General features: G+C 62.4%; 17 protein-coding genes. 13 read left to right on the top strand and 4 right to left on the bottom strand.

Annotation, left to right across the window (positions count from 1 at the left end):
- Positions 1–141: 141 nt before the first annotated feature.
- The 6 genes from sufB (at position 142) to sufA (ending at position 6,055) form a co-directional block, all read left to right on the top strand.
- Entirely contained in the window at positions 142–1,659 is a 1,518-nt protein-coding gene (sufB, locus tag AC0L2K_RS19535) for a Fe-S cluster assembly protein SufB (RefSeq protein ID WP_023798290.1), read from the top strand.
- A 30-nt stretch (positions 1,660–1,689) separates the two neighbouring features.
- The gene (gene sufC / locus AC0L2K_RS19540; RefSeq protein ID WP_473532080.1) at positions 1,690–2,445 is read left to right on the top strand and encodes a Fe-S cluster assembly ATPase SufC; all 756 of its coding nucleotides are present in this window, start codon (positions 1,690–1,692) and stop codon (positions 2,443–2,445) included.
- A gap of 43 nt (positions 2,446–2,488) precedes the next feature.
- On the top strand, positions 2,489–3,757 hold the full coding sequence (sufD, locus tag AC0L2K_RS19545; protein ID WP_473532081.1) for a Fe-S cluster assembly protein SufD: 1,269 nt from the start codon (positions 2,489–2,491) through the stop codon (positions 3,755–3,757).
- Between the two features lie 188 nt (positions 3,758–3,945).
- Positions 3,946–5,187 carry a cysteine desulfurase gene (locus tag AC0L2K_RS19550; protein WP_473532082.1) on the top strand — a complete coding sequence of 414 codons (1,242 nt, stop codon included), beginning with the start codon at positions 3,946–3,948 and terminating at the stop codon, positions 5,185–5,187.
- Positions 5,188–5,192: 5 nt separating this feature from the next.
- Complete coding sequence (locus tag AC0L2K_RS19555; RefSeq protein ID WP_128168441.1) at positions 5,193–5,585, top strand: SUF system Fe-S cluster assembly protein; 393 nt, start codon at positions 5,193–5,195, stop codon at positions 5,583–5,585.
- Between the two features lie 89 nt (positions 5,586–5,674).
- On the top strand, positions 5,675–6,055 hold the full coding sequence (sufA, locus tag AC0L2K_RS19560) for a Fe-S cluster assembly scaffold SufA (protein WP_473532083.1): 381 nt from the start codon (positions 5,675–5,677) through the stop codon (positions 6,053–6,055).
- A gap of 195 nt (positions 6,056–6,250) precedes the next feature.
- Here sufA and AC0L2K_RS19565 read toward each other — a convergent pair whose 3' ends face one another.
- Complete coding sequence (locus tag AC0L2K_RS19565) at positions 6,251–6,748, bottom strand: GFA family protein (protein WP_091591419.1); 498 nt, start codon at positions 6,746–6,748, stop codon at positions 6,251–6,253.
- A 90-nt stretch (positions 6,749–6,838) separates the two neighbouring features.
- Between AC0L2K_RS19565 and AC0L2K_RS19570 the strand changes: the two genes are divergently transcribed.
- Complete coding sequence (locus tag AC0L2K_RS19570; protein ID WP_091591417.1) at positions 6,839–7,162, top strand: TfoX/Sxy family protein; 324 nt, start codon at positions 6,839–6,841, stop codon at positions 7,160–7,162.
- A 172-nt stretch (positions 7,163–7,334) separates the two neighbouring features.
- Here AC0L2K_RS19570 and AC0L2K_RS19575 read toward each other — a convergent pair whose 3' ends face one another.
- A complete protein-coding gene (locus tag AC0L2K_RS19575; protein ID WP_473532084.1) occupies positions 7,335–8,255 on the bottom strand; it encodes a carbohydrate kinase family protein in 921 nt (306 codons plus the stop codon).
- A 276-nt stretch (positions 8,256–8,531) separates the two neighbouring features.
- Here AC0L2K_RS19575 and recA point away from each other — a divergent pair, with 276 nt between their 5' ends.
- Both recA and alaS read left to right on the top strand, forming a co-directional pair.
- Positions 8,532–9,629: a recombinase RecA gene (gene recA / locus AC0L2K_RS19580; RefSeq protein ID WP_023798282.1), complete on the top strand. Its 1,098-nt coding sequence runs from the start codon at positions 8,532–8,534 to the stop codon at positions 9,627–9,629.
- Positions 9,630–9,892: 263 nt separating this feature from the next.
- Positions 9,893–12,559 carry an alanine--tRNA ligase gene (gene alaS, locus AC0L2K_RS19585; RefSeq protein ID WP_473532085.1) on the top strand — a complete coding sequence of 889 codons (2,667 nt, stop codon included), beginning with the start codon at positions 9,893–9,895 and terminating at the stop codon, positions 12,557–12,559.
- Positions 12,560–12,755: 196 nt separating this feature from the next.
- Here the strand turns inward: alaS and AC0L2K_RS19590 are convergent, their stop codons facing one another.
- Together AC0L2K_RS19590 and AC0L2K_RS19595 are read right to left on the bottom strand one after the other, a co-directional pair.
- Positions 12,756–13,382, bottom strand: coding sequence for a glutathione S-transferase family protein (locus AC0L2K_RS19590; protein ID WP_473532086.1), 627 nt, complete (start codon positions 13,380–13,382; stop codon positions 12,756–12,758).
- Between the two features lie 8 nt (positions 13,383–13,390).
- Positions 13,391–14,602 carry an NADP-dependent isocitrate dehydrogenase gene (locus AC0L2K_RS19595; protein ID WP_023798280.1) on the bottom strand — a complete coding sequence of 404 codons (1,212 nt, stop codon included), beginning with the start codon at positions 14,600–14,602 and terminating at the stop codon, positions 13,391–13,393.
- A gap of 217 nt (positions 14,603–14,819) precedes the next feature.
- Between AC0L2K_RS19595 and AC0L2K_RS19600 the strand changes: the two genes are divergently transcribed.
- The 4 genes from AC0L2K_RS19600 (at position 14,820) to rpsD (ending at position 17,823) form a co-directional block, all read left to right on the top strand.
- Positions 14,820–15,668, top strand: coding sequence for an RNA methyltransferase (locus AC0L2K_RS19600; protein WP_287061876.1), 849 nt, complete (start codon positions 14,820–14,822; stop codon positions 15,666–15,668).
- 151 nt (positions 15,669–15,819) lie between these two features.
- Complete coding sequence (gene murI, locus AC0L2K_RS19605) at positions 15,820–16,632, top strand: glutamate racemase (RefSeq protein ID WP_473532087.1); 813 nt, start codon at positions 15,820–15,822, stop codon at positions 16,630–16,632.
- A 62-nt stretch (positions 16,633–16,694) separates the two neighbouring features.
- Positions 16,695–16,883 carry a DUF3008 family protein gene (locus AC0L2K_RS19610; protein ID WP_023717374.1) on the top strand — a complete coding sequence of 63 codons (189 nt, stop codon included), beginning with the start codon at positions 16,695–16,697 and terminating at the stop codon, positions 16,881–16,883.
- A gap of 322 nt (positions 16,884–17,205) precedes the next feature.
- Complete coding sequence (gene rpsD, locus AC0L2K_RS19615) at positions 17,206–17,823, top strand: 30S ribosomal protein S4 (RefSeq protein ID WP_023798277.1); 618 nt, start codon at positions 17,206–17,208, stop codon at positions 17,821–17,823.
- The last annotated feature ends 74 nt before the right edge of the window (positions 17,824–17,897 follow it).

The raw sequence follows: 17,897 nt of genomic DNA on the forward strand, positions 1-17,897 counted from the left end.
TTCATGGTGGCCGGGTGAATTCCCGGCAGGGACGCACTATATGGAACTTACGCCGCCTCGGGTGCCTCGCGGGTACTCGTTTCGCGGTGCCATAGTTTGAAAACTGCCGGGCCTTGACCCCGGCGTGGATGGAGAACGCTGATGCCTGCTGTGCAGGACACGATCGATCGGGTCCGAAAGATCGACGTCGACCAATACAAATACGGATTCCAGACCGAAATCGCGATGGACAAGGCCCCAAAGGGCCTGAGTGAAGACATTATCCGCTTCATTTCGGCGAAGAAGGACGAGCCGTCCTGGATGCTGGAATGGCGCCTGGAAGCGTATCGGCGCTGGGTGACCCTGGACGAGCCTAAATGGGCGCGCGTCCATTATCCGAAGATCGATTTCCAGGACCTCTACTATTATGCGGCGCCCAAGAGCACGCCGGGACCGACATCGCTGAGCGACGTCGACCCCGAACTGTTGAGGGTCTATGAAAAGCTCGGCATCCCGCTGAGGGAACAGGAGATCCTCGCCGGTGTGCAGAAGACCGACGCGTCGGAACTCGAGGAAGCCAGCGACAATGTCTACAAGTCGGGCCGCGTCGCCGTCGACGCCGTGTTCGATTCGGTTTCCGTCGTCACCACCTTCAAGAAGGAGCTGGCGCAGGCCGGCGTCATCTTCTGCTCGATCTCGGAAGCCATCCGCGAGCACCCGGATCTGGTGAAGAAGTATCTCGGCTCGGTCGTGCCGACCTCGGACAATTTCTACGCCACGCTGAATTCGGCGGTGTTCACCGACGGTTCTTTCGTCTTCGTGCCCAAGGGCGTGCGCTGCCCGATGGAACTGTCGACCTATTTCCGCATGAACGAGAAGAACACCGGCCAGTTCGAGCGCACGCTGATCATCGCCGAGGAAGGGGCCTACGTCTCCTATCTCGAAGGCTGCACGGCGCCGCAGCGCGACGAGAACCAGCTTCACGCTGCGGTTGTCGAACTGATCGCGCTCGACGATGCCGAGATCAAATACTCGACGGTGCAGAACTGGTACCCCGGCGACGCCGAAGGCAAGGGCGGCATCTACAATTTCGTCACCAAGCGCGGCGACTGCCGCGGCCACCGTTCGAAGATTTCATGGACGCAGGTCGAGACCGGCTCGGCGATCACCTGGAAATATCCGAGCTGCATCCTGCGCGGTGACGATTCCAGCGGCGAGTTCTATTCGATCGCCGTGTCGAACGGCTACCAGCAGGTCGACAGCGGCACCAAGATGATCCATCTCGGCAAGAACACGTCGAGCCGCATCATCTCCAAGGGCATCGCCGCCGGCTTCTCGCAGAACACCTATCGCGGCCAAGTCTCGGCGCACCGCAAGGCGACCAACGCCCGCAACTTCACCAACTGCGACTCGCTGCTGATCGGCGACCAGTGCGGCGCGCACACCGTGCCCTACATGGAAGCCAAGAACGCAACTGCGCAGTTCGAGCATGAGGCGACGACGTCGAAGATTTCCGAGGACCAGAAGTTCTACGTCATGCAGCGCGGCATTCCCGAAGAAGAGGCGATCGCGCTGATCGTCAACGGCTTCGTCAAGGACGTCATCCAGCAACTGCCGATGGAATTCGCGGTCGAGGCGCAGAAGCTGATTGGGATCAGCCTCGAGGGCTCGGTCGGCTGACCGGACCGAAAATTTTCAGGAAAAGAAAAAATGCTTGAAATCAGAAATTTGCATGCTCGCATCGTCGATGACGGCACCGAGATCATCCGCGGCCTGAACCTGACGGTGAAAGCCGGCGAGGTCGCCGCCATCATGGGGCCGAACGGCTCGGGAAAATCGACGCTGTCCTACATCCTCGCCGGGCGCGAGGATTATGAGGTGACCGAAGGCGACATTCTCTATAACGGCCAGTCGATCCTCGAAATGGACCCGGCCGAGCGCGCCACATCAGGCATTTTTCTCGCCTTCCAGTATCCGATGGAGATACCCGGTGTGGCGACGATGGAATTCCTGAAAGTGGCGATGAACGAGCAGCGCAAGGCCCGCGGCGAGGAGCCGCTGAAGATCCCGGAATTCCTGAAGCGCCTGAAGGATGCCGCCGCCTTGCTCGACATGGACATGGCGATGCTGAAGCGGCCGCTCAATGTCGGCTTTTCCGGCGGCGAGAAGAAGCGCGCCGAGATCCTGCAGATGAAGCTTCTGGAGCCAAAGCTGTGCGTGCTCGACGAGACAGACTCAGGTCTCGACATCGATGCGCTGAAGATCGTTTCGGAAGGCGTCAACGCGTTGCGCGCGCCGGACCGCGCCATCGTCATCATCACCCACTACCAGCGCCTGCTTCAGTACATCGTGCCGGATAGCGTGCACGTGCTGTACAGAGGCCAGGTGGTCAAGTCGGGCGACAAGTCGCTGGCGCTCGACCTCGAGGCCAATGGCTATGCCGGCGTGATCGGCCAAGCTGCGTGAGATGCCAGAAGGCCAAGAAGGCAAGCCAAACAAGGCGAGACCGATGAATATACATACGACACCCCAGCGAACGCCGGCCGAAACGGCGCTGATCGACGCCTTCAGCGACCGGCTGTCGTTGCTGCCCGGCGACGGCACGGTGATGCTGAAGCGCGACGACGCCATCGAGGCGATTAAGAGCGGCCTGCCGACGCGGCGCATCGAATCCTGGCACTACACCGACCTGCGCCGCCTATTGACTTCGGTTCCGGATTTCGATCCCGCAGCCGCCCCAAAAGCCATTGCGCCTGTCGTCGAAGGATCCGCTGTCCTGCCGGTGCTCAACGGCGTGTCGAGTGCGAAAATGCCTGAAATTGAGGGCATCGCCGTGCAGCGCCTGTCGGAGAAGCTGACCGACGGCAGCATCGCACCGGGCCTCGACCTCTATGACGCCGACGATGCCATCGGCGCGCTGAACACCGCTTTCGTTGCCGACGGCTATTTTGTCGACATTGCCGACGGCACCGAGTTGGACAAGCCGATCGAACTGCAGAACCTGCAGGCCGGCGGCCAGACGCATGTCCGCCTCAGCGTCCGCGTCGGCGCCGGCGCCAAGGCCGTGATCGTCGAGCGCCAGGCGGGCGAGGGCGCCGCACTCGTCAGTTCGGTCAGCCAGCTTCTGCTTGACGAGGGCGCCGAGGTGACCTGGCTGATCGTGCAGGAGCAGCCGGATACAGCGACGCATCTTGCCCAGTTCAAGGCGCATCTTGGCAAAAATGCGAAGCTGACGCTGTTCGTGATGAATGCCGGCGGCAAGCTGGTGCGCCAGGAGATCGTGGTCAGAACGACAGGCGAAGGCGCCGATTTCACGCTGCGCGGCATCAACCTGCTTGCTGGTGAAACCCATACCGACGTGACCATGGTGCTCGACCATGCGGTGCCGCACACGGCTTCGACGGAAGTGATCCGCAACGTGGTGACGGGAAGAGCGCGCGGCGTCTTCCAGGGGCGCATCAACGTCCACCAATACGCGCAGAAGACCAACGCCAAGATGGCCTGCAACACGCTGCTTCTGTCGGATGACGGCGAGTTCTCGACCAAGCCTGAGCTCGAAATCTTCGCCGACGACGTCGTTTGCGGCCACGGCGCCACCGTCACCGAGATCGATCATAGCCACTTGTTCTACCTGATGGCGCGCGGCATCGACGAGAAGGCCGCTCGTGGCCTGCTGGTCAAGGCGTTCGTCGCCGAGGTGATCGAGGAACTTGACGACGAAGCGATCGTCGAGGCGCTGGAAACGAGGCTCGACGGCTGGTTCGCGGCGCACGGGTGACAGTGGGTGAGGGTTTGGCGCTTCGGCCAACACCCCTCATCCGACCGAGCTCCGCTCGGCCACCTTCTCCCACAAGGGAGAAGGAAGAGCGCCTCTCCTTCTCCCCTTGTGGGAGAAGGTGGATTGGCGCGTAGCGCCAAGACGGATGAGGGGTGCTGGAAGGAACGCGGCGTAGCAAGGACTTCGAGATGGACCAGAAAGTCGAAAACATCCCCTACGACGTCGAGGCGATCCGCCGCGACTTTCCGATCCTGTCGCGGGAAGTCTACGGCAAACCGCTGATCTATCTCGACAACGGCGCCTCGGCGCAGAAGCCGCAGGCCGTGCTCGACGCCATCCAGCACGCCTACGCCCAGGAATATGCCAACGTCCATCGCGGACTGCATTTCCTGTCGAATGCCGCGACCGACGCCTTTGAGAACGCGCGCAAGATTGTGCAAAGATTTCTGAACGCGCCTGATACCGACAACATCGTCTTCACCTCGAACACGACCGCGGCGATCAACACCGTTGCTTATGGTTATGGCATGCCCAATATCGGCGAGGGCGATGAAATAGTCCTGTCGATCATGGAACACCATTCCAACATCGTGCCGTGGCATTTCATCCGCGAGCGGCAGGGCGCGAAGCTGGTCTGGGTGCCGGTCGACGATCTCGGCATCTTCCACATCGAGGAGTTCGAGAAACGGCTGACCGACCGCACAAAACTGGTCGCCATCACGCACATGTCGAATGCGCTGGGCACCGTGACGCCGATCAAGGAGATCGTCCGCATCGCGCATGCGCGCGGCATTCCGGTGCTGGTCGACGGCAGCCAGAGCGCCGTGCACATGCCGATCGACGTGCAGGACCTCGACTGCGATTTCTTCGTCTTCACCGGCCACAAGGTTTATGGGCCCTCGGGCATCGGCGTGCTCTATGGCAAGAAGGACATGCTGGAGCGCATGCGCCCGTTCATGGGCGGCGGCGAGATGATTGAGGAGGTGACGCAAGACATCGTCACCTACAACGATCCGCCGCACCGTTTCGAGGCAGGCACGCCGCCGATCGTCCAGGCGATCGGGCTGGGTGCGGCGCTCGAATATATGGAAAAGATCGGCCGCGAGCGCATCGCCGCCCACGAGGCCGATCTCAGGGATTATGCCCATCAGCGGCTGCGCGCCATCAATTCGCTGCGCATCTTCGGCGATGCGCCTGACAAGGGCGCCATCATCTCCTTCGAGCTGCAAGGCATTCATGCCCACGACGTGTCGATGGTGATCGACAGGCAAGGCGTCGCCGTCCGTGCCGGCACCCATTGCGCCCAGCCGCTGTTGAAACGTTTTGGCGTAACCTCCACATGCAGGGCATCGTTCGGCATGTATAACACCAGAGCCGAAGTCGACGCTTTGGCCGATGCGCTCGAAAAAGCGCGAAAGTTCTTCGGATGACGATCATGGATGATGCAGGCCACACCGCTGAGACCACGTCGGAAACGGCAGCCAATGAGGTGGTTTCCGCCTCGGCCATTCCCGCCGACGAACTGGCACGGCTGACCGACGACATCGTTTCGGCGCTGAAGACGGTCTACGACCCGGAAATCCCGGCCGACATCTATGAGCTCGGCCTGATCTACAAGATCGATATCGAGGACGACCGCTCGGTCAAGATCGACATGACCCTGACCGCGCCGGGCTGCCCGGTGGCCGGCGAAATGCCGGGCTGGGTGGAAAATGCCGTCGGCGCCGTCGAAGGCGTTTCCGGCGTCGAGGTCAACATGACCTTCGATCCGCCCTGGTCGCCCGACCGCATGTCGGAAGAGGCGCAGGTCGCGGTGGGCTGGTATTGAGGCGCACTTGCGCCAGGCAGAAAACTTCACCATTTTAGGTGAAGACTCATTCCGCAGGCCTTGAACCTGCGCGAACGCGGAGAAAAAGAATGGGACGCTTCGCCGTCATCACGATGACCGAAAGGGCTGCCGATCGGGTTCGCGAGATCGTCGCGACCCGTGAGAATGCGCATGGCATTCGCCTTGGCATCAAGAAGGGCGGCTGCGCCGGCATGGAATATACGGTCGATCTGGTGACCGAGCCCAACACCAGGGACGATCATATCGAGCGCGACGGCGCCCATGTCTATGTCGCGCCTGAGGCAGCGCTTTTCCTGTTCGGCACCGAGATGGATTTCGAGCAGACGACGCTGCGCACCGGCTTCACCTTCCGCAACCCGAACCAGAGCTCGGCCTGCGGCTGCGGCGAATCGGTGGAGCTCAAGCCGGCCGATCTGAAGGCCCTGGCCGAGGCGCGCGCATCGGCCTGATTTCCCTTCTCCCTGTTGTCCCCCTCATCCGGCCCTTCGGGCCACCTTCTCCCCGCTGGGGAGAAGAGGCTTGCATCAACGCTGGCGACCTCCTCTCCCCTCGGGGAGAGGTCGGATTGCCCCGAATTGCCCTTCGCAATTCGGTTGGCAATCCGGGTGAGGGGGCTTAGCCTATGTAAACGGGGCGAAGAAATGCTAATCCACCCACATTCCCGTTCGTTTGTGCCAGTCTGCGATCGATTCCTCGGGATAGACGTCGAAGACCTTGTCGTCCTTGCCGATTTCGGGCTCGACCCAGTTCGCCTTGTATTTCAGCATGAGGTGCACCTTTTCAGGCGGTTTCGGCAGGTCTGTGTCGATCGCCGAGGCGAAGGGGTGGACCAGCTCCGGCCAAGTCCGGTCATAGAGCCACAGTGCCGAACCACATTTTTTGCAGAAATTCCGCTCGCCTGACGAGATCTCGCATTGCGGATGCTCGTCGTCCTCGATCTCGGCCTGGTAGACGCCAAGATGGCGTTTGCCCTTGATTTTCAGCGTCTCGAAATCGGCACCGAGATTGATGGCAAAGCCACCGCCGCCCTGCTGCTTGCGGCAGATCGAGCAGTAGCACAGCATGAACGGCACCGGCGTGTGGCTTTCCACCTCGAAGCGGACGGCATTGCACCGGCAGGACCCTTTGAGCAGAAGCGGCATGAAAAACTCCGACGAAATTGGCTTTCAACTTGTCAGGATGGTGCCGGCTGCGGCGATGACAAGGGGAAATCCGGGTGACATGATCGCGGCATGGACAATGAACGCATTGCCGAACTTTTCGAAGGCCTCGGACCGGTCAGCATTCGCAAGATGTTCGGCGGCAAGGGCATCTATTTCGACGGCGTGATCGTCGCCATCGTCATTCGTGACGAATTGATGCTGAAAGCCGATGCGGAAAGCGCGCCCGAATTCGAGGCGGCCGGCTGCCGGCAATGGACCTATACGGGGTCGCGGCACGGCAAGCTGGTGTCGATGCCGTATTGGAGCGTTCCCGACAGCGCCTTCGACGATCCGGATGAGATGGCGGTCTGGGCACGCCTGGCCTATGAGGCGGGGCTGCGTGCCGGCAAATAGGTGCGTCCGCTAGCCACTCAGCTAAAGACAATCGCTCCAGGTTGGCGCCGCCCCTCTCCCCGTGAAGGACGGGGAGAGGGTCGCCGGCGTCGCGGCCAAGCCCCTTCTCCCCGTCCTTCACGGGGAGAAGGTCCCGGCAGGGGGTTCAGGGGCGGCGCCAACATCCAGGGTTTCAAGCCAGGTCGCGCGCCTCGGGCACGAATGCCAGCGCCTCGGCAAAGATAGCGCTCGTGAAGGTGGCGCTCTCGACGGCGAGCATTGCTGCGGCAACGCCTTCGCGCAGCGCTGCGCCCAGCGTCAGGCCGCGCAGCAGGGCGGCCATCGTCGCGCCCGCCAGCGCATCGGCGGCGCCGACCGTGACTTTTTTCGGCGGCAGGATCGAGAAGGCGCCGACCGCGTCGAAACCCAGCACCGGACCGTCGCCAGCGGTGACCACGCCGCTTTTCAGGCCGGCGCGTCTTAGGCCGTCGACAATGCCACGCTCGTCGGCATCGACGTCGGCGCCGGTAAGCGCGCCGGCCTCGTGCCGGTTCATGAAGGCCATCGCCAGAAACTCAAGCACCAGCGTCAGCCGCGCCGCCTTGCTGGGCGAAACGGCAAGTGCAAACACGGGCTTGTCGGCTGCAAGCGCTACCAGCCGCTCGAGCGCCGCCGACGGCAGGTTTGCGTCGCAAAGGACTGCATCAGCGGTGCTGATTGCCTCGCGCACCTTGGCACGGCGGATCTGCTTGGCAAGTGCCAGGTCGTAGAGCGCCATGTCGGCGAGGCCGGCGATCAGCGCGCCGTCGCCGTCGATCAGCACTGTGTTGCTCGGCGTCGTGCGATCGAGGAACACCACGGACAGATCGGCAATGCCGGCTGCAGCAATGGCGCGTGAAAGCGTATCGGCCAGAACATCGCCGCCCCGTACCGAAAGCAGCGAGCCGGAGACGCCGCGGCGCACGGCGCAGCGCAGCGCATTGAAGACGGCGCCGCCGACTTCCTCGCGCATCGTGCCGGGGTTCGACGCCGCCGGCACGAAGGCGCCCGAAACCTGGCCGCGCCGCTCGATATAGGCGCCGCCTACTGCCAGGATCGTCGGCGACTTCATCATGCCCAGTGAGATGACCTTTGCTGCTGCCGGGTGGAGACTAGGTTGTCCGGCGGAACCCGGCAACCGGAGGCGCGATTCGGAAGATGCCTAGCAGAATCCTGCGGGTGATGCCGGGATGCATCCTGGGTGAAAACACGAAACAAAAAAAGAACAAATCCGGATATTGTTGCTTTTTCAATCGGTTGTATCCCCTTGCCAATCGAGAACAAAAAAGGTACAAATTGATAGGGATTACGGATTGTCCGGCCTTCATTGACGACCAAGGGGTGATGTATCATGGCTCAGAATTCTTTGCGGCTTGTAGAGGACAAAACGGTGGACAAATCAAAGGCTCTGGATGCGGCGCTGTCGCAAATCGAGCGTGCCTTCGGCAAGGGCTCGATCATGCGGCTCGGCGCAAACGAGCAGGTCGTCGAGATCGAAACGGTGCCGACCGGTTCGCTTGGCCTCGACATCGCGCTCGGCGTCGGCGGCCTGCCGCGCGGCCGCATCATCGAGATCTACGGGCCGGAAAGCTCGGGCAAGACGACGCTGGCGCTGCACACTGTGGCGGAGGCCCAGAAGAAGGGCGGCATCTGCGCCTTCGTCGATGCCGAGCACGCGCTCGACCCGGTCTATGCCCGCAAGCTCGGCGTCGACCTCGAAAACCTCTTGATCTCGCAGCCCGATACCGGCGAGCAGGCGCTGGAGATCTGCGACACGCTGGTGCGTTCCGGCGCCATCGACGTGCTGGTGGTCGATTCGGTCGCGGCGCTGACGCCGCGCGCCGAAATCGAAGGCGAGATGGGCGATTCGCTGCCCGGCCTGCAGGCCCGCCTGATGAGCCAGGCGCTGCGCAAGCTGACCGCCTCGATCTCGCGCTCCAACACCATGGTCATCTTCATCAACCAGATCCGCATGAAGATCGGCGTCATGTTCGGTTCGCCCGAGACCACGACCGGCGGCAACGCGCTGAAATTCTACGCTTCGGTGCGCCTCGACATTCGCCGCATCGGCTCGGTCAAGGACCGCGACGAGGTCGTCGGCAACCAGACCCGCGTCAAGGTGGTCAAGAACAAGCTGGCGCCGCCCTTCAAGGTGGTCGAGTTCGATATCATGTATGGCGAGGGCGTGTCCAAGACCGGCGAGCTGGTTGACCTCGGCGTCAAGGCTGGCGTGGTCGAAAAGTCGGGCGCCTGGTTCTCCTACAATTCGCAGCGTCTCGGCCAGGGCCGCGAGAATGCAAAACTGTTCCTGCGCGACAATCCCGATACGGCGCGCGAAATCGAATTGGCACTACGGCAGAATGCCGGGCTGATTGCGGAAAAGTTCCTCGAGAATGGTGGTTCCGAAGGCGGAGACGATGGTTTCGAGGACGAAGCCGGCGCCATGTAGGCTTCGGCAGTGGCCGGAGTTTGGCCATGATTCCCGCGCATCAGCTCCAGCCTGTGTAATCGAGTCCTGTATTGTTGCGTTCGAACCGCCGGCCTAGCGCCGGCGGTTTGCGTTTCAGCGGTGGCGCCGAGATGACCGGCAAGCCCCGCAAATTGGCCCAATTCCGTGTTTCTGGACAGGGTGCAACGCGGCGGCTAAAAGGCCATGTCCATTTGCCGTCGGCCGCGCCGGCGGCTCTCTCTAAAAGCTAAAAGGCAGTATTCATGAGTGGCGTGAACGAGATCCGGTCGACATTCCTCGACTATTTCCGCAAGGAGGGTCACGAGGTCGTCGCGTCGAGCCCGCTGGTGCCGCGCAACGACCCGACACTGATGTTCACCAATGCCGGCATGGTGCAGTTCAAGAACGTTTTCACCGGCCTGGAAAAGCGACCCTACTCGCGTGCCACGACGGCTCAGAAGAGTGTTCGCGCCGGCGGCAAGCACAACGACCTCGACAATGTCGGCTACACCGCGCGCCACCTGACCTTCTTCGAGATGCTCGGTAATTTCTCGTTCGGCGACTATTTCAAGGAGCGCGCCATCGAGCTTGCCTGGAACCTGATCACCAGGGAGTTCGGGCTGAAGAAGGACAAGCTGCTGGTCACGGTCTATCACACCGACGACGAGGCTGCCGGCTACTGGAAGAAGATCGCCGGCTTTTCCGACGATCGTATCATCCGCATTCCGACCTCGGACAATTTCTGGGCGATGGGCGACACCGGACCTTGCGGTCCGTGCTCGGAGATCTTCATCGACCGTGGCGAGCACATCTGGGGCGGCCCTCCCGGCAGCCCCGAGGAGGATGGCGACCGTTTCCTCGAATTCTGGAACCTGGTGTTCATGCAGTATGAACAGGTGACGAAGGATGAGCGCATCGACCTGCCGCGCCCGTCGATCGACACCGGCATGGGCCTGGAGCGCATGGCCTCCATTCTGCAAGGGGTCGAGAGCATCTTCGAGACCGACCTGTTCCGTCACCTGATCGAGGCCGCGTCATCCGCGCTCGGCCGCGGTCCGGATGCCGACACCGTCGGATCGTTCCGCGTCATCGCCGACCATTTGCGTTCGTCCTGCTTTCTGGTGGCCGACGGCGTGCTGCCGTCCAATGAGGGCCGCGGTTACGTGCTGCGTCGCATCATGCGCCGCGCCATGCGCCATGGGCAGCTTTTGGGCGCCGGTGATCCGCTGATGTGGCGGCTGGTGCCGGCGCTGGTGCGCGAGATGGGCCAGGCCTATTCGGAACTGGTGCGCGGCGAACAGATGATCACCGAGACGCTGAAGCTTGAAGAAACCCGTTTCCGCAAGACGCTGGTGCGCGGCTTGGGCCTGCTTTCGGAAGCGACGGAAAAGCTGGGTGCCGGCGACATGCTGGATGGCGAGACCGCCTTCAAGCTCTACGACACCTATGGCTTTCCGCTCGATCTGACGCAGGATGCGCTGCGTCAGCGCAACATCTCGGTCGATCTTGCCGGCTTCACCAATGCGATGGAGCAGCAGAAGGCCGAGGCGCGCAAGAGCTGGGCTGGTTCCGGCGAGGCGGCGACCGAAACAGTGTGGTTCCCGGTGCGCGAGAAGCATGGCGCCACCGAGTTCCTCGGCTACGAGACCGAGCAGGCGGAAGGCCTCATCCAGGCGCTGGTCAGGGACGGCAAGATCGTCGACAGCGCCGCCAACGGCGAGGCGGTTGCCGTAGTCGTCAACCAGACGCCGTTCTATGGCGAATCCGGCGGCCAGGTGGGTGATACCGGCGTCATTTCAGGCGAAGGGTTCTCAATCGAGATCTCCGATACGCAGAAGAAGGCCGACGGGCTTTTCGTGCATCTCGGCAAGGTGGCCGACGGCACGGTCGACACGGGCGCGACCGTCGAGCTGAAGGTCGACCATGCGCGCCGCTCCAGGCTGCGCGCGAACCATTCCGCGACGCATCTGATCCACGAAGCGCTGCGCGAGGTGCTAGGCACCCATGTCGCGCAGAAGGGCTCACTGGTCGCGCCCGAGCGTCTGCGCTTCGACATTTCGCACAACAAGCCGATCTCGCCTGACGAGATCGAACAGGTCGAGCGGATGGCGAACGAGATCGTCGTCCAGAACAGTCCGGTCATCACGCGGCTGATGTCGGTTGACGGTGCCATCGCCGAAGGCGCCATGGCGCTGTTCGGCGAAAAGTATGGCGACGAGGTGCGCGTCGTTTCGATGGGCACGGGCTTGCATGGCGCCAGGGCCAACCGGCCTTATTCGGTCGAGCTATGCGGCGGCACGCATGTCAGGGCGACCGGCGACATCGGTCTGGTGCGCATCGTGTCGGACAGTGCAGTCGCTGCCGGCGTGCGCCGCATCGAGGCCTTGACCGGCGAGGCGGCCAGAAAGCATCTCGACGAGCAGGACAAGCGGCTGAAGGCGGTCGCGGCGGCGCTGAAGATTTCGCCGGCCGACGTGCCGGCGCGCGTCGAGGCGCTGCTCGACGAGCGCAAGAAGCTCGAGAAGGAACTGACCGAAGCGCGCAAGAAACTGGCGCTGGGCGACCGCTCGCCAGCCGGCGTGCCTGCCGAGAACGAGACCATTGCCGGTGTCGGCTTCCTCGGCAAGGCGGTATCGGGCGTTGCGCCGAAGGATTTGAAGCCGTTGGCCGATGCCGGCAAGAAGTCGCTCGGCTCCGGCGTCGTCGTCTTCGTCGGCGCCGGCGAGGACAACAAGGCCAGCGTCGTGGTCGGCGTCACCGACGACCTGACCGGCCGCTTCAGCGCGGTCGATCTGGTCCGCGTGGCGTCCGCGGCATTGGGCGGGCAGGGCGGCGGCGGTCGGCCTGACATGGCCCAGGCCGGCGGCCCGGACGCATCGAGGGCCGAAGACGCGATCGCTGCAGTGAAGGCGGCTCTGGAGGCGGCCTGATCGGTTGCTGGGAGGCACCCCCCTCTGTCCTGCCGGACATCTCCCCCTCAAGGGGGGAGATTGGCAGCTTCATTGCCCTGCCTTTTCACAACGTCGAAAATTGGCGAAAACAATCGTGACATCCGATCTCCCCCCTTGAGGGGGAGATGTCCGGCAGGACAGAGGGGGGTGCTGTCCCTCGGCCTTTCGGACTTTGTCACCCGGCCTTTTCGGTCTTCGCAAAACTCTCCCGTCCGGTGATGTGACCCCACCAGGACTGGATATCGGCAAACTCCGCCAGCAGGTTTTGCCCCTCAGTGACCTTGACGAAATAGCCGATGATGGGTGCTGCATGCAGGTCGGCCAGCGTCAGTTGCTCGCCCAGCAGCCACGGCCCGGCGGCTTTCAGTGAGGTGAGTGCGCGAAGCACTGTCGCCGCCTGCAGAAGCCCATTGGCGATCAAAGCCTCGTCAGGCGCCGTTTTCTCCAGCCGCTCGACGGCGACATCCCAGACCATGGCTCGATAGGCATAGGCGTCGAGCATGCCGATGATCTGGTTCATACGTGCGCGAGGCCGGGCTTCGATCGGTTGCAACGCCGGGCCGTCGAACGCTTCGTCGACATAGCGGGCGATCGCGCCGGTCTCGTGGAGGCGGAACCCGTCATGCTCGAAGGCCGGGATGCGGCCGAACGGCTGATGGTCGAAATACCAGCCCGGAATGCCGTCCGCCGCGAAGATGTCGACCGGCACAAGTTCGTAGCCGATGCCTTTTTCCTCGAGTGCGAGGCGGACGATGCGCACATAGACGCTGTAGTCCGCCCCGTAGACGACGGGCCTGCTCACAACGCTGGTCAGGCCATTGCCTTCTGCAGATTCTCGTCGATCTTGTCGAGGAAGCCGGTGGTCGAAAGCCATGGCTGGTCGGGACCGATCAGCAGCGACAGATCCTTGGTCATGAAGCCGGCTTCGACGGTCTGGATGCAGACTTTTTCCAGCGTCTCGGCAAAACGCATCAGCTCGGCATTGTCGTCGAGTTTGGCGCGGTGCGCCAGGCCGCGCGTCCAGGCGAAGATCGAGGCGATCGAATTGGTCGAGGTTTCCTCGCCCTTCTGGTGCTGCCGATAATGACGGGTGACGGTGCCGTGCGCCGCCTCCGCCTCCACCGTCTTGCCGTCCGGCGTCATCAGCACCGAGGTCATCAGGCCGAGCGACCCAAAACCTTGCGCCACGGTGTCCGACTGCACGTCGCCATCATAGTTCTTGCAGGCCCAGATATAGCCGCCCGACCATTTCAGGCTGGAGGCGACCATGTCGTCGATCAGCCGGTGCTCGTACCAGAGCTTCTTGGCTTTGAACTCGGCTTCGAACTCTGCCTCGTAGACTTCCTGGAAAATGTCCTTGAAGCGGCCGTCATAGGCCTTGAGGATGGTGTTCTTGGTCGAGAGGTAGACCGGGTAGTTGCGCAGCAGGCCGTAATTGAGCGAGGCGCGGGCGAATTCGCGGATCGAGTCGTCGAGATTGTACATGGCCATGGCGACGCCGGCGGCCGGCGCATCGAACACGTCATGCTCGATCACCTTGCCGTCCTCGCCGACGAACTTGATCGTCAGCTTGCCCTTGCCGGGGAAGCGGAAGTCGGTGGCGCGGTACTGGTCGCCGAAGGCATGACGGCCGACGATGATCGGCTTGGTCCAGCCGGGCACCAGCCGCGGCACGTTCTTCATGATGATCGGCTCGCGAAAGATGGTGCCACCGAGGATGTTGCGGATGGTGCCGTTCGGCGACTTCCACATCTTCTTCAGCCCGAATTCCTCGACACGCTGCTCGTCGGGGGTGATCGTCGCGCATTTCACGCCGACGCCATGCTTCTTGATGGCATTGGCCGAATCGATGGTCACCTGGTCGTTGGTGGCGTCGCGGTGCTCAACGCTGAGGTCGTAATATTCAAGCTTGAGGTCGAGATAGGGGTGGATCAGCTTGTCCTTGATGAACTGCCAGATGATGCGGGTCATCTCGTCGCCGTCGAGTTCGACGACCGGGTTCGCCACCTTGATCTTCGCCATGGAAAGAATGCCTCATTGTTGGGGATCGGAACGGCCTTGCCCGCATGGCTTTGGCCGGGGATGCGGCCCGTATATCAAAGCATTTTTGGCCGCGCAAACGGCGATCCGTCCCAGCGGGCTCGCCCCTGGCATCGGGCGTTGCCTGCCAAAGCTTCATTTTCGCGGCCGGATATGGCAGGAGACGCTGAAATGCCGCAAACAGCAGTTCATTGAGACAATGCAAGCCAGCAACGACATCCTTCCTGCCACCGGCCCGGCGATCATCCTGGTCGAGCCGCAGCTCGGCGAGAATATCGGCATGGTCGCGCGCGCCATGGCGAATTTCGGTCTGTCCGAACTGCGCCTCGTTAATCCGCGCGACGGCTGGCCGAGCGAAAAGGCGCGCGCTGCCGCGAGCCGCGCCGATCACGTCATCGATGCCGCTGGAGTATATGACGATCTGGCCTCGGCGGTCGCCGACCTGAACTTCGTCTTCGCCACCACGGCGCGCGCGCGCGATAATTTCAAACCGGTGCGCGGACCGGTCGAGGCGGGCAGGGCGCTGAGAGCGCGGCAGCGATCCGGACAGCGCACCGGCATTCTGTTCGGCCGCGAGCGGTTCGGGCTCTACAATGACGAGGTCGGCCTCGCCGACGAGATCGTCACCTTCCCGGTCGATCCCGCCTTCTCCTCGCTCAACATCGCCCAGGCCGCCTTGCTGATGTCCTATGAGTGGATGAAGTCGGGCCTGGAAGACGAGACCAAAACCAATTTTTCCAGTCCCGACATGATGCCGGCGACCAAGGAACAGTTGCACGGCCTGTTCGCCTATCTGGAAGGCGCGCTCGAAGCGCGCGGCTATTTCCGCCCGGCGGCGAAGAAGCCGAAAATGGTCGACAACCTGCGCGCGGTGCTGACGCGCGCCGGCTTCGCCGAGCCGGAGCTCAAGGTGCTGCGCGGCATAATATCATCGCTGGACAGGTTTTCGCCGGCCATGCCGCGCGGCGACGGATCGCCGGGCGATGATCCAAGGCGGCTTCCGGCAGCGGCCCGCGCCGCCAAGGCGACAGACAAGGACCAGGCCTGAGAGACAGGCTCTAGCCGTAACCGAATGTTATTTGCTGTGGTCCATCATCCCAAAAATGATGGATCAGGCCTAAAATGATGAATAGGGATTTGTGACCATCTTCCCGCCGCGGACCCGCAGCCTTCTCCGCCTTCTCCTGTAGACGATGACAATGACCGATCCTTCAAGCGCCCGCCCGATCCTGATGTTCGATTCCGGCATCGGCGGCCTGACGGTGCTGCGCGAAGCGCGGGTGCTGATGCCCGACCGCCGCTTCGTCTATGTCGCCGACGACGCGGCTTTCCCTTACGGGGCTTGGGAGGAAGCGGCACTGAGGGCACATGTGCTGGAGCTGTTCGGCAAGCTGCTTGATCGTTTTTCGCCGGCCATTTCGGTCATCGCCTGCAACACCGCCTCGACTCTGGTCATCGATGCGTTGCGCGAAAGATTTCCCGGTCATCCTTTCGTCGGCACGGTGCCGGCGATCAAGCCGGCAGCGGAACGCACACGCTCCGGGTTGGTTTCGGTGCTGGCGACGCCCGGCACCGTCAAGCGCCAGTATACCCGCGACCTGATCGGCAAATGGGCGCAGAAATGCCATGTCCGCCTGGTTGGCAGCGACAATCTGGCGGGACTGGCCGAAGTCTATATGCGCGATGGCTTTGTCGATGAAGAGGCGGTGCGTGCCGAGATCGCGCCGTGCTTCGTCGAACATGACGAATTGCGGACCGACATCGTCGTGCTTGCCTGCACCCACTATCCCTTTCTGGCCAATCGCATGCGCAAGACGGCACCCTGGCCGGTCGATTGGCTCGATCCCGCCGAGGCGATCGCACGGCGGGCGCTCTCGCTGCTCGCGCATGCCGAGGCCAGCCACCGCGGCGAGGCGTTGCCGGAAGGCGCCGACCTTGCTGTCTTCACCTCGAAGCGGGTCGATTTCCCGACTCGCCGCCTGATGCAGGGGTTTGGGCTGGCGATTTCCTGATATCTGGGAACATCACCACGACCGCTGCGTTTTTCCCGCATCGCAAGACGGGAGAAACGATCATGCCAGCCACTTCAAAAGCCCAGCAGAAAGCCGCCGGGGCGGCATTGTCCGCCAAGCGTGGCGAGACCAAGAAGAGCGAGCTCAAAGGCGCTTCGAAGGGAATGTACAAATCGATGAGCGAAAAGCAGCTCGAGGAGTTCGCCGAGACCAAGCGCAAGGGCCTGCCCGAGAAGAAATCGAAACACTAGCCGCTTGTCCCACCCGCAGGACAGGTCCCATGATTGGATAGCCGCGGTCCCGCACACAGCGCGCGGGGATACCGCGGCGTATCGGCTGCCATCATCGACGCCTACCGCGATCTTGACACCAGTCAAATCTCCGTCTAATCAGCCCCCAACGCCGGGCCGCAACGTCCGGTGGTTTCTTTATGTGCAATGACGTGTCCCGTGGGTTTTCCGCCGCGTTGCGTGGGAGAACCCTGTCAGGTCTCGAAAACGGGGGCCAGAGGAGGGCGCGTTTCCTTCACCCGGACCATGAGGTGCCGGGTGTGTCTTTTTGAAAGGGAATGCGATGAGCAAGCGCGAATCCGCGAAATACAAGATCGACCGCCGTCTCGGCGAAAACATCTGGGGCCGCCCGAAGTCCCCGGTCAACAAGCGCGAATACGGTCCTGGCCAGCACGGCCAGCGCCGCAAGGGCAAGCTTTCCGATTTCGGCCTGCAGCTGCGTGCCAAGCAGAAGCTGAAGGGTCACTATGGCGACGTGTCGGAAAAGCAGTTCCGCAAGGTCTATGAAGAGGCGAACCGCCGCAAGGGCGACACCTCGGAGAATCTGATCGGCCTGCTCGAGTCTCGTCTCGACGCGGTTGTCTACCGCGCCAAGTTCGTGCCGACCATTTTTGCCGCTCGCCAGTTCGTCAATCACGGCCACATCAATGTCAACGGCAAGCGCGTCAACATCGGCTCGTACCGCTGCAAGCCGGGCGATGTCATCGAAGTGCGCGAAAAGTCGAAGCAGCTGGTGATCGTCCTGGAATCGGTAGGCCTGGCTGAGCGCGACGTGCCTGATTACATCGAGGTCGATCATAACAAGATGACGGCGTCCTTCGGGCGCATCCCCGGGCTGTCGGATGTTCCCTTCGCCGTGCAGATGGAACCGAACCTGGTCGTCGAATTCTATTCGCGCTGATCGATTTTTTTCATCTGCGACATCATCGAAGGCCGCCCTCGAGGCGGCCTTTTCTTTGGGGCTCCGAAAATCGA

Source organism: Mesorhizobium sp. WSM4817 (assembly GCF_055811135.1).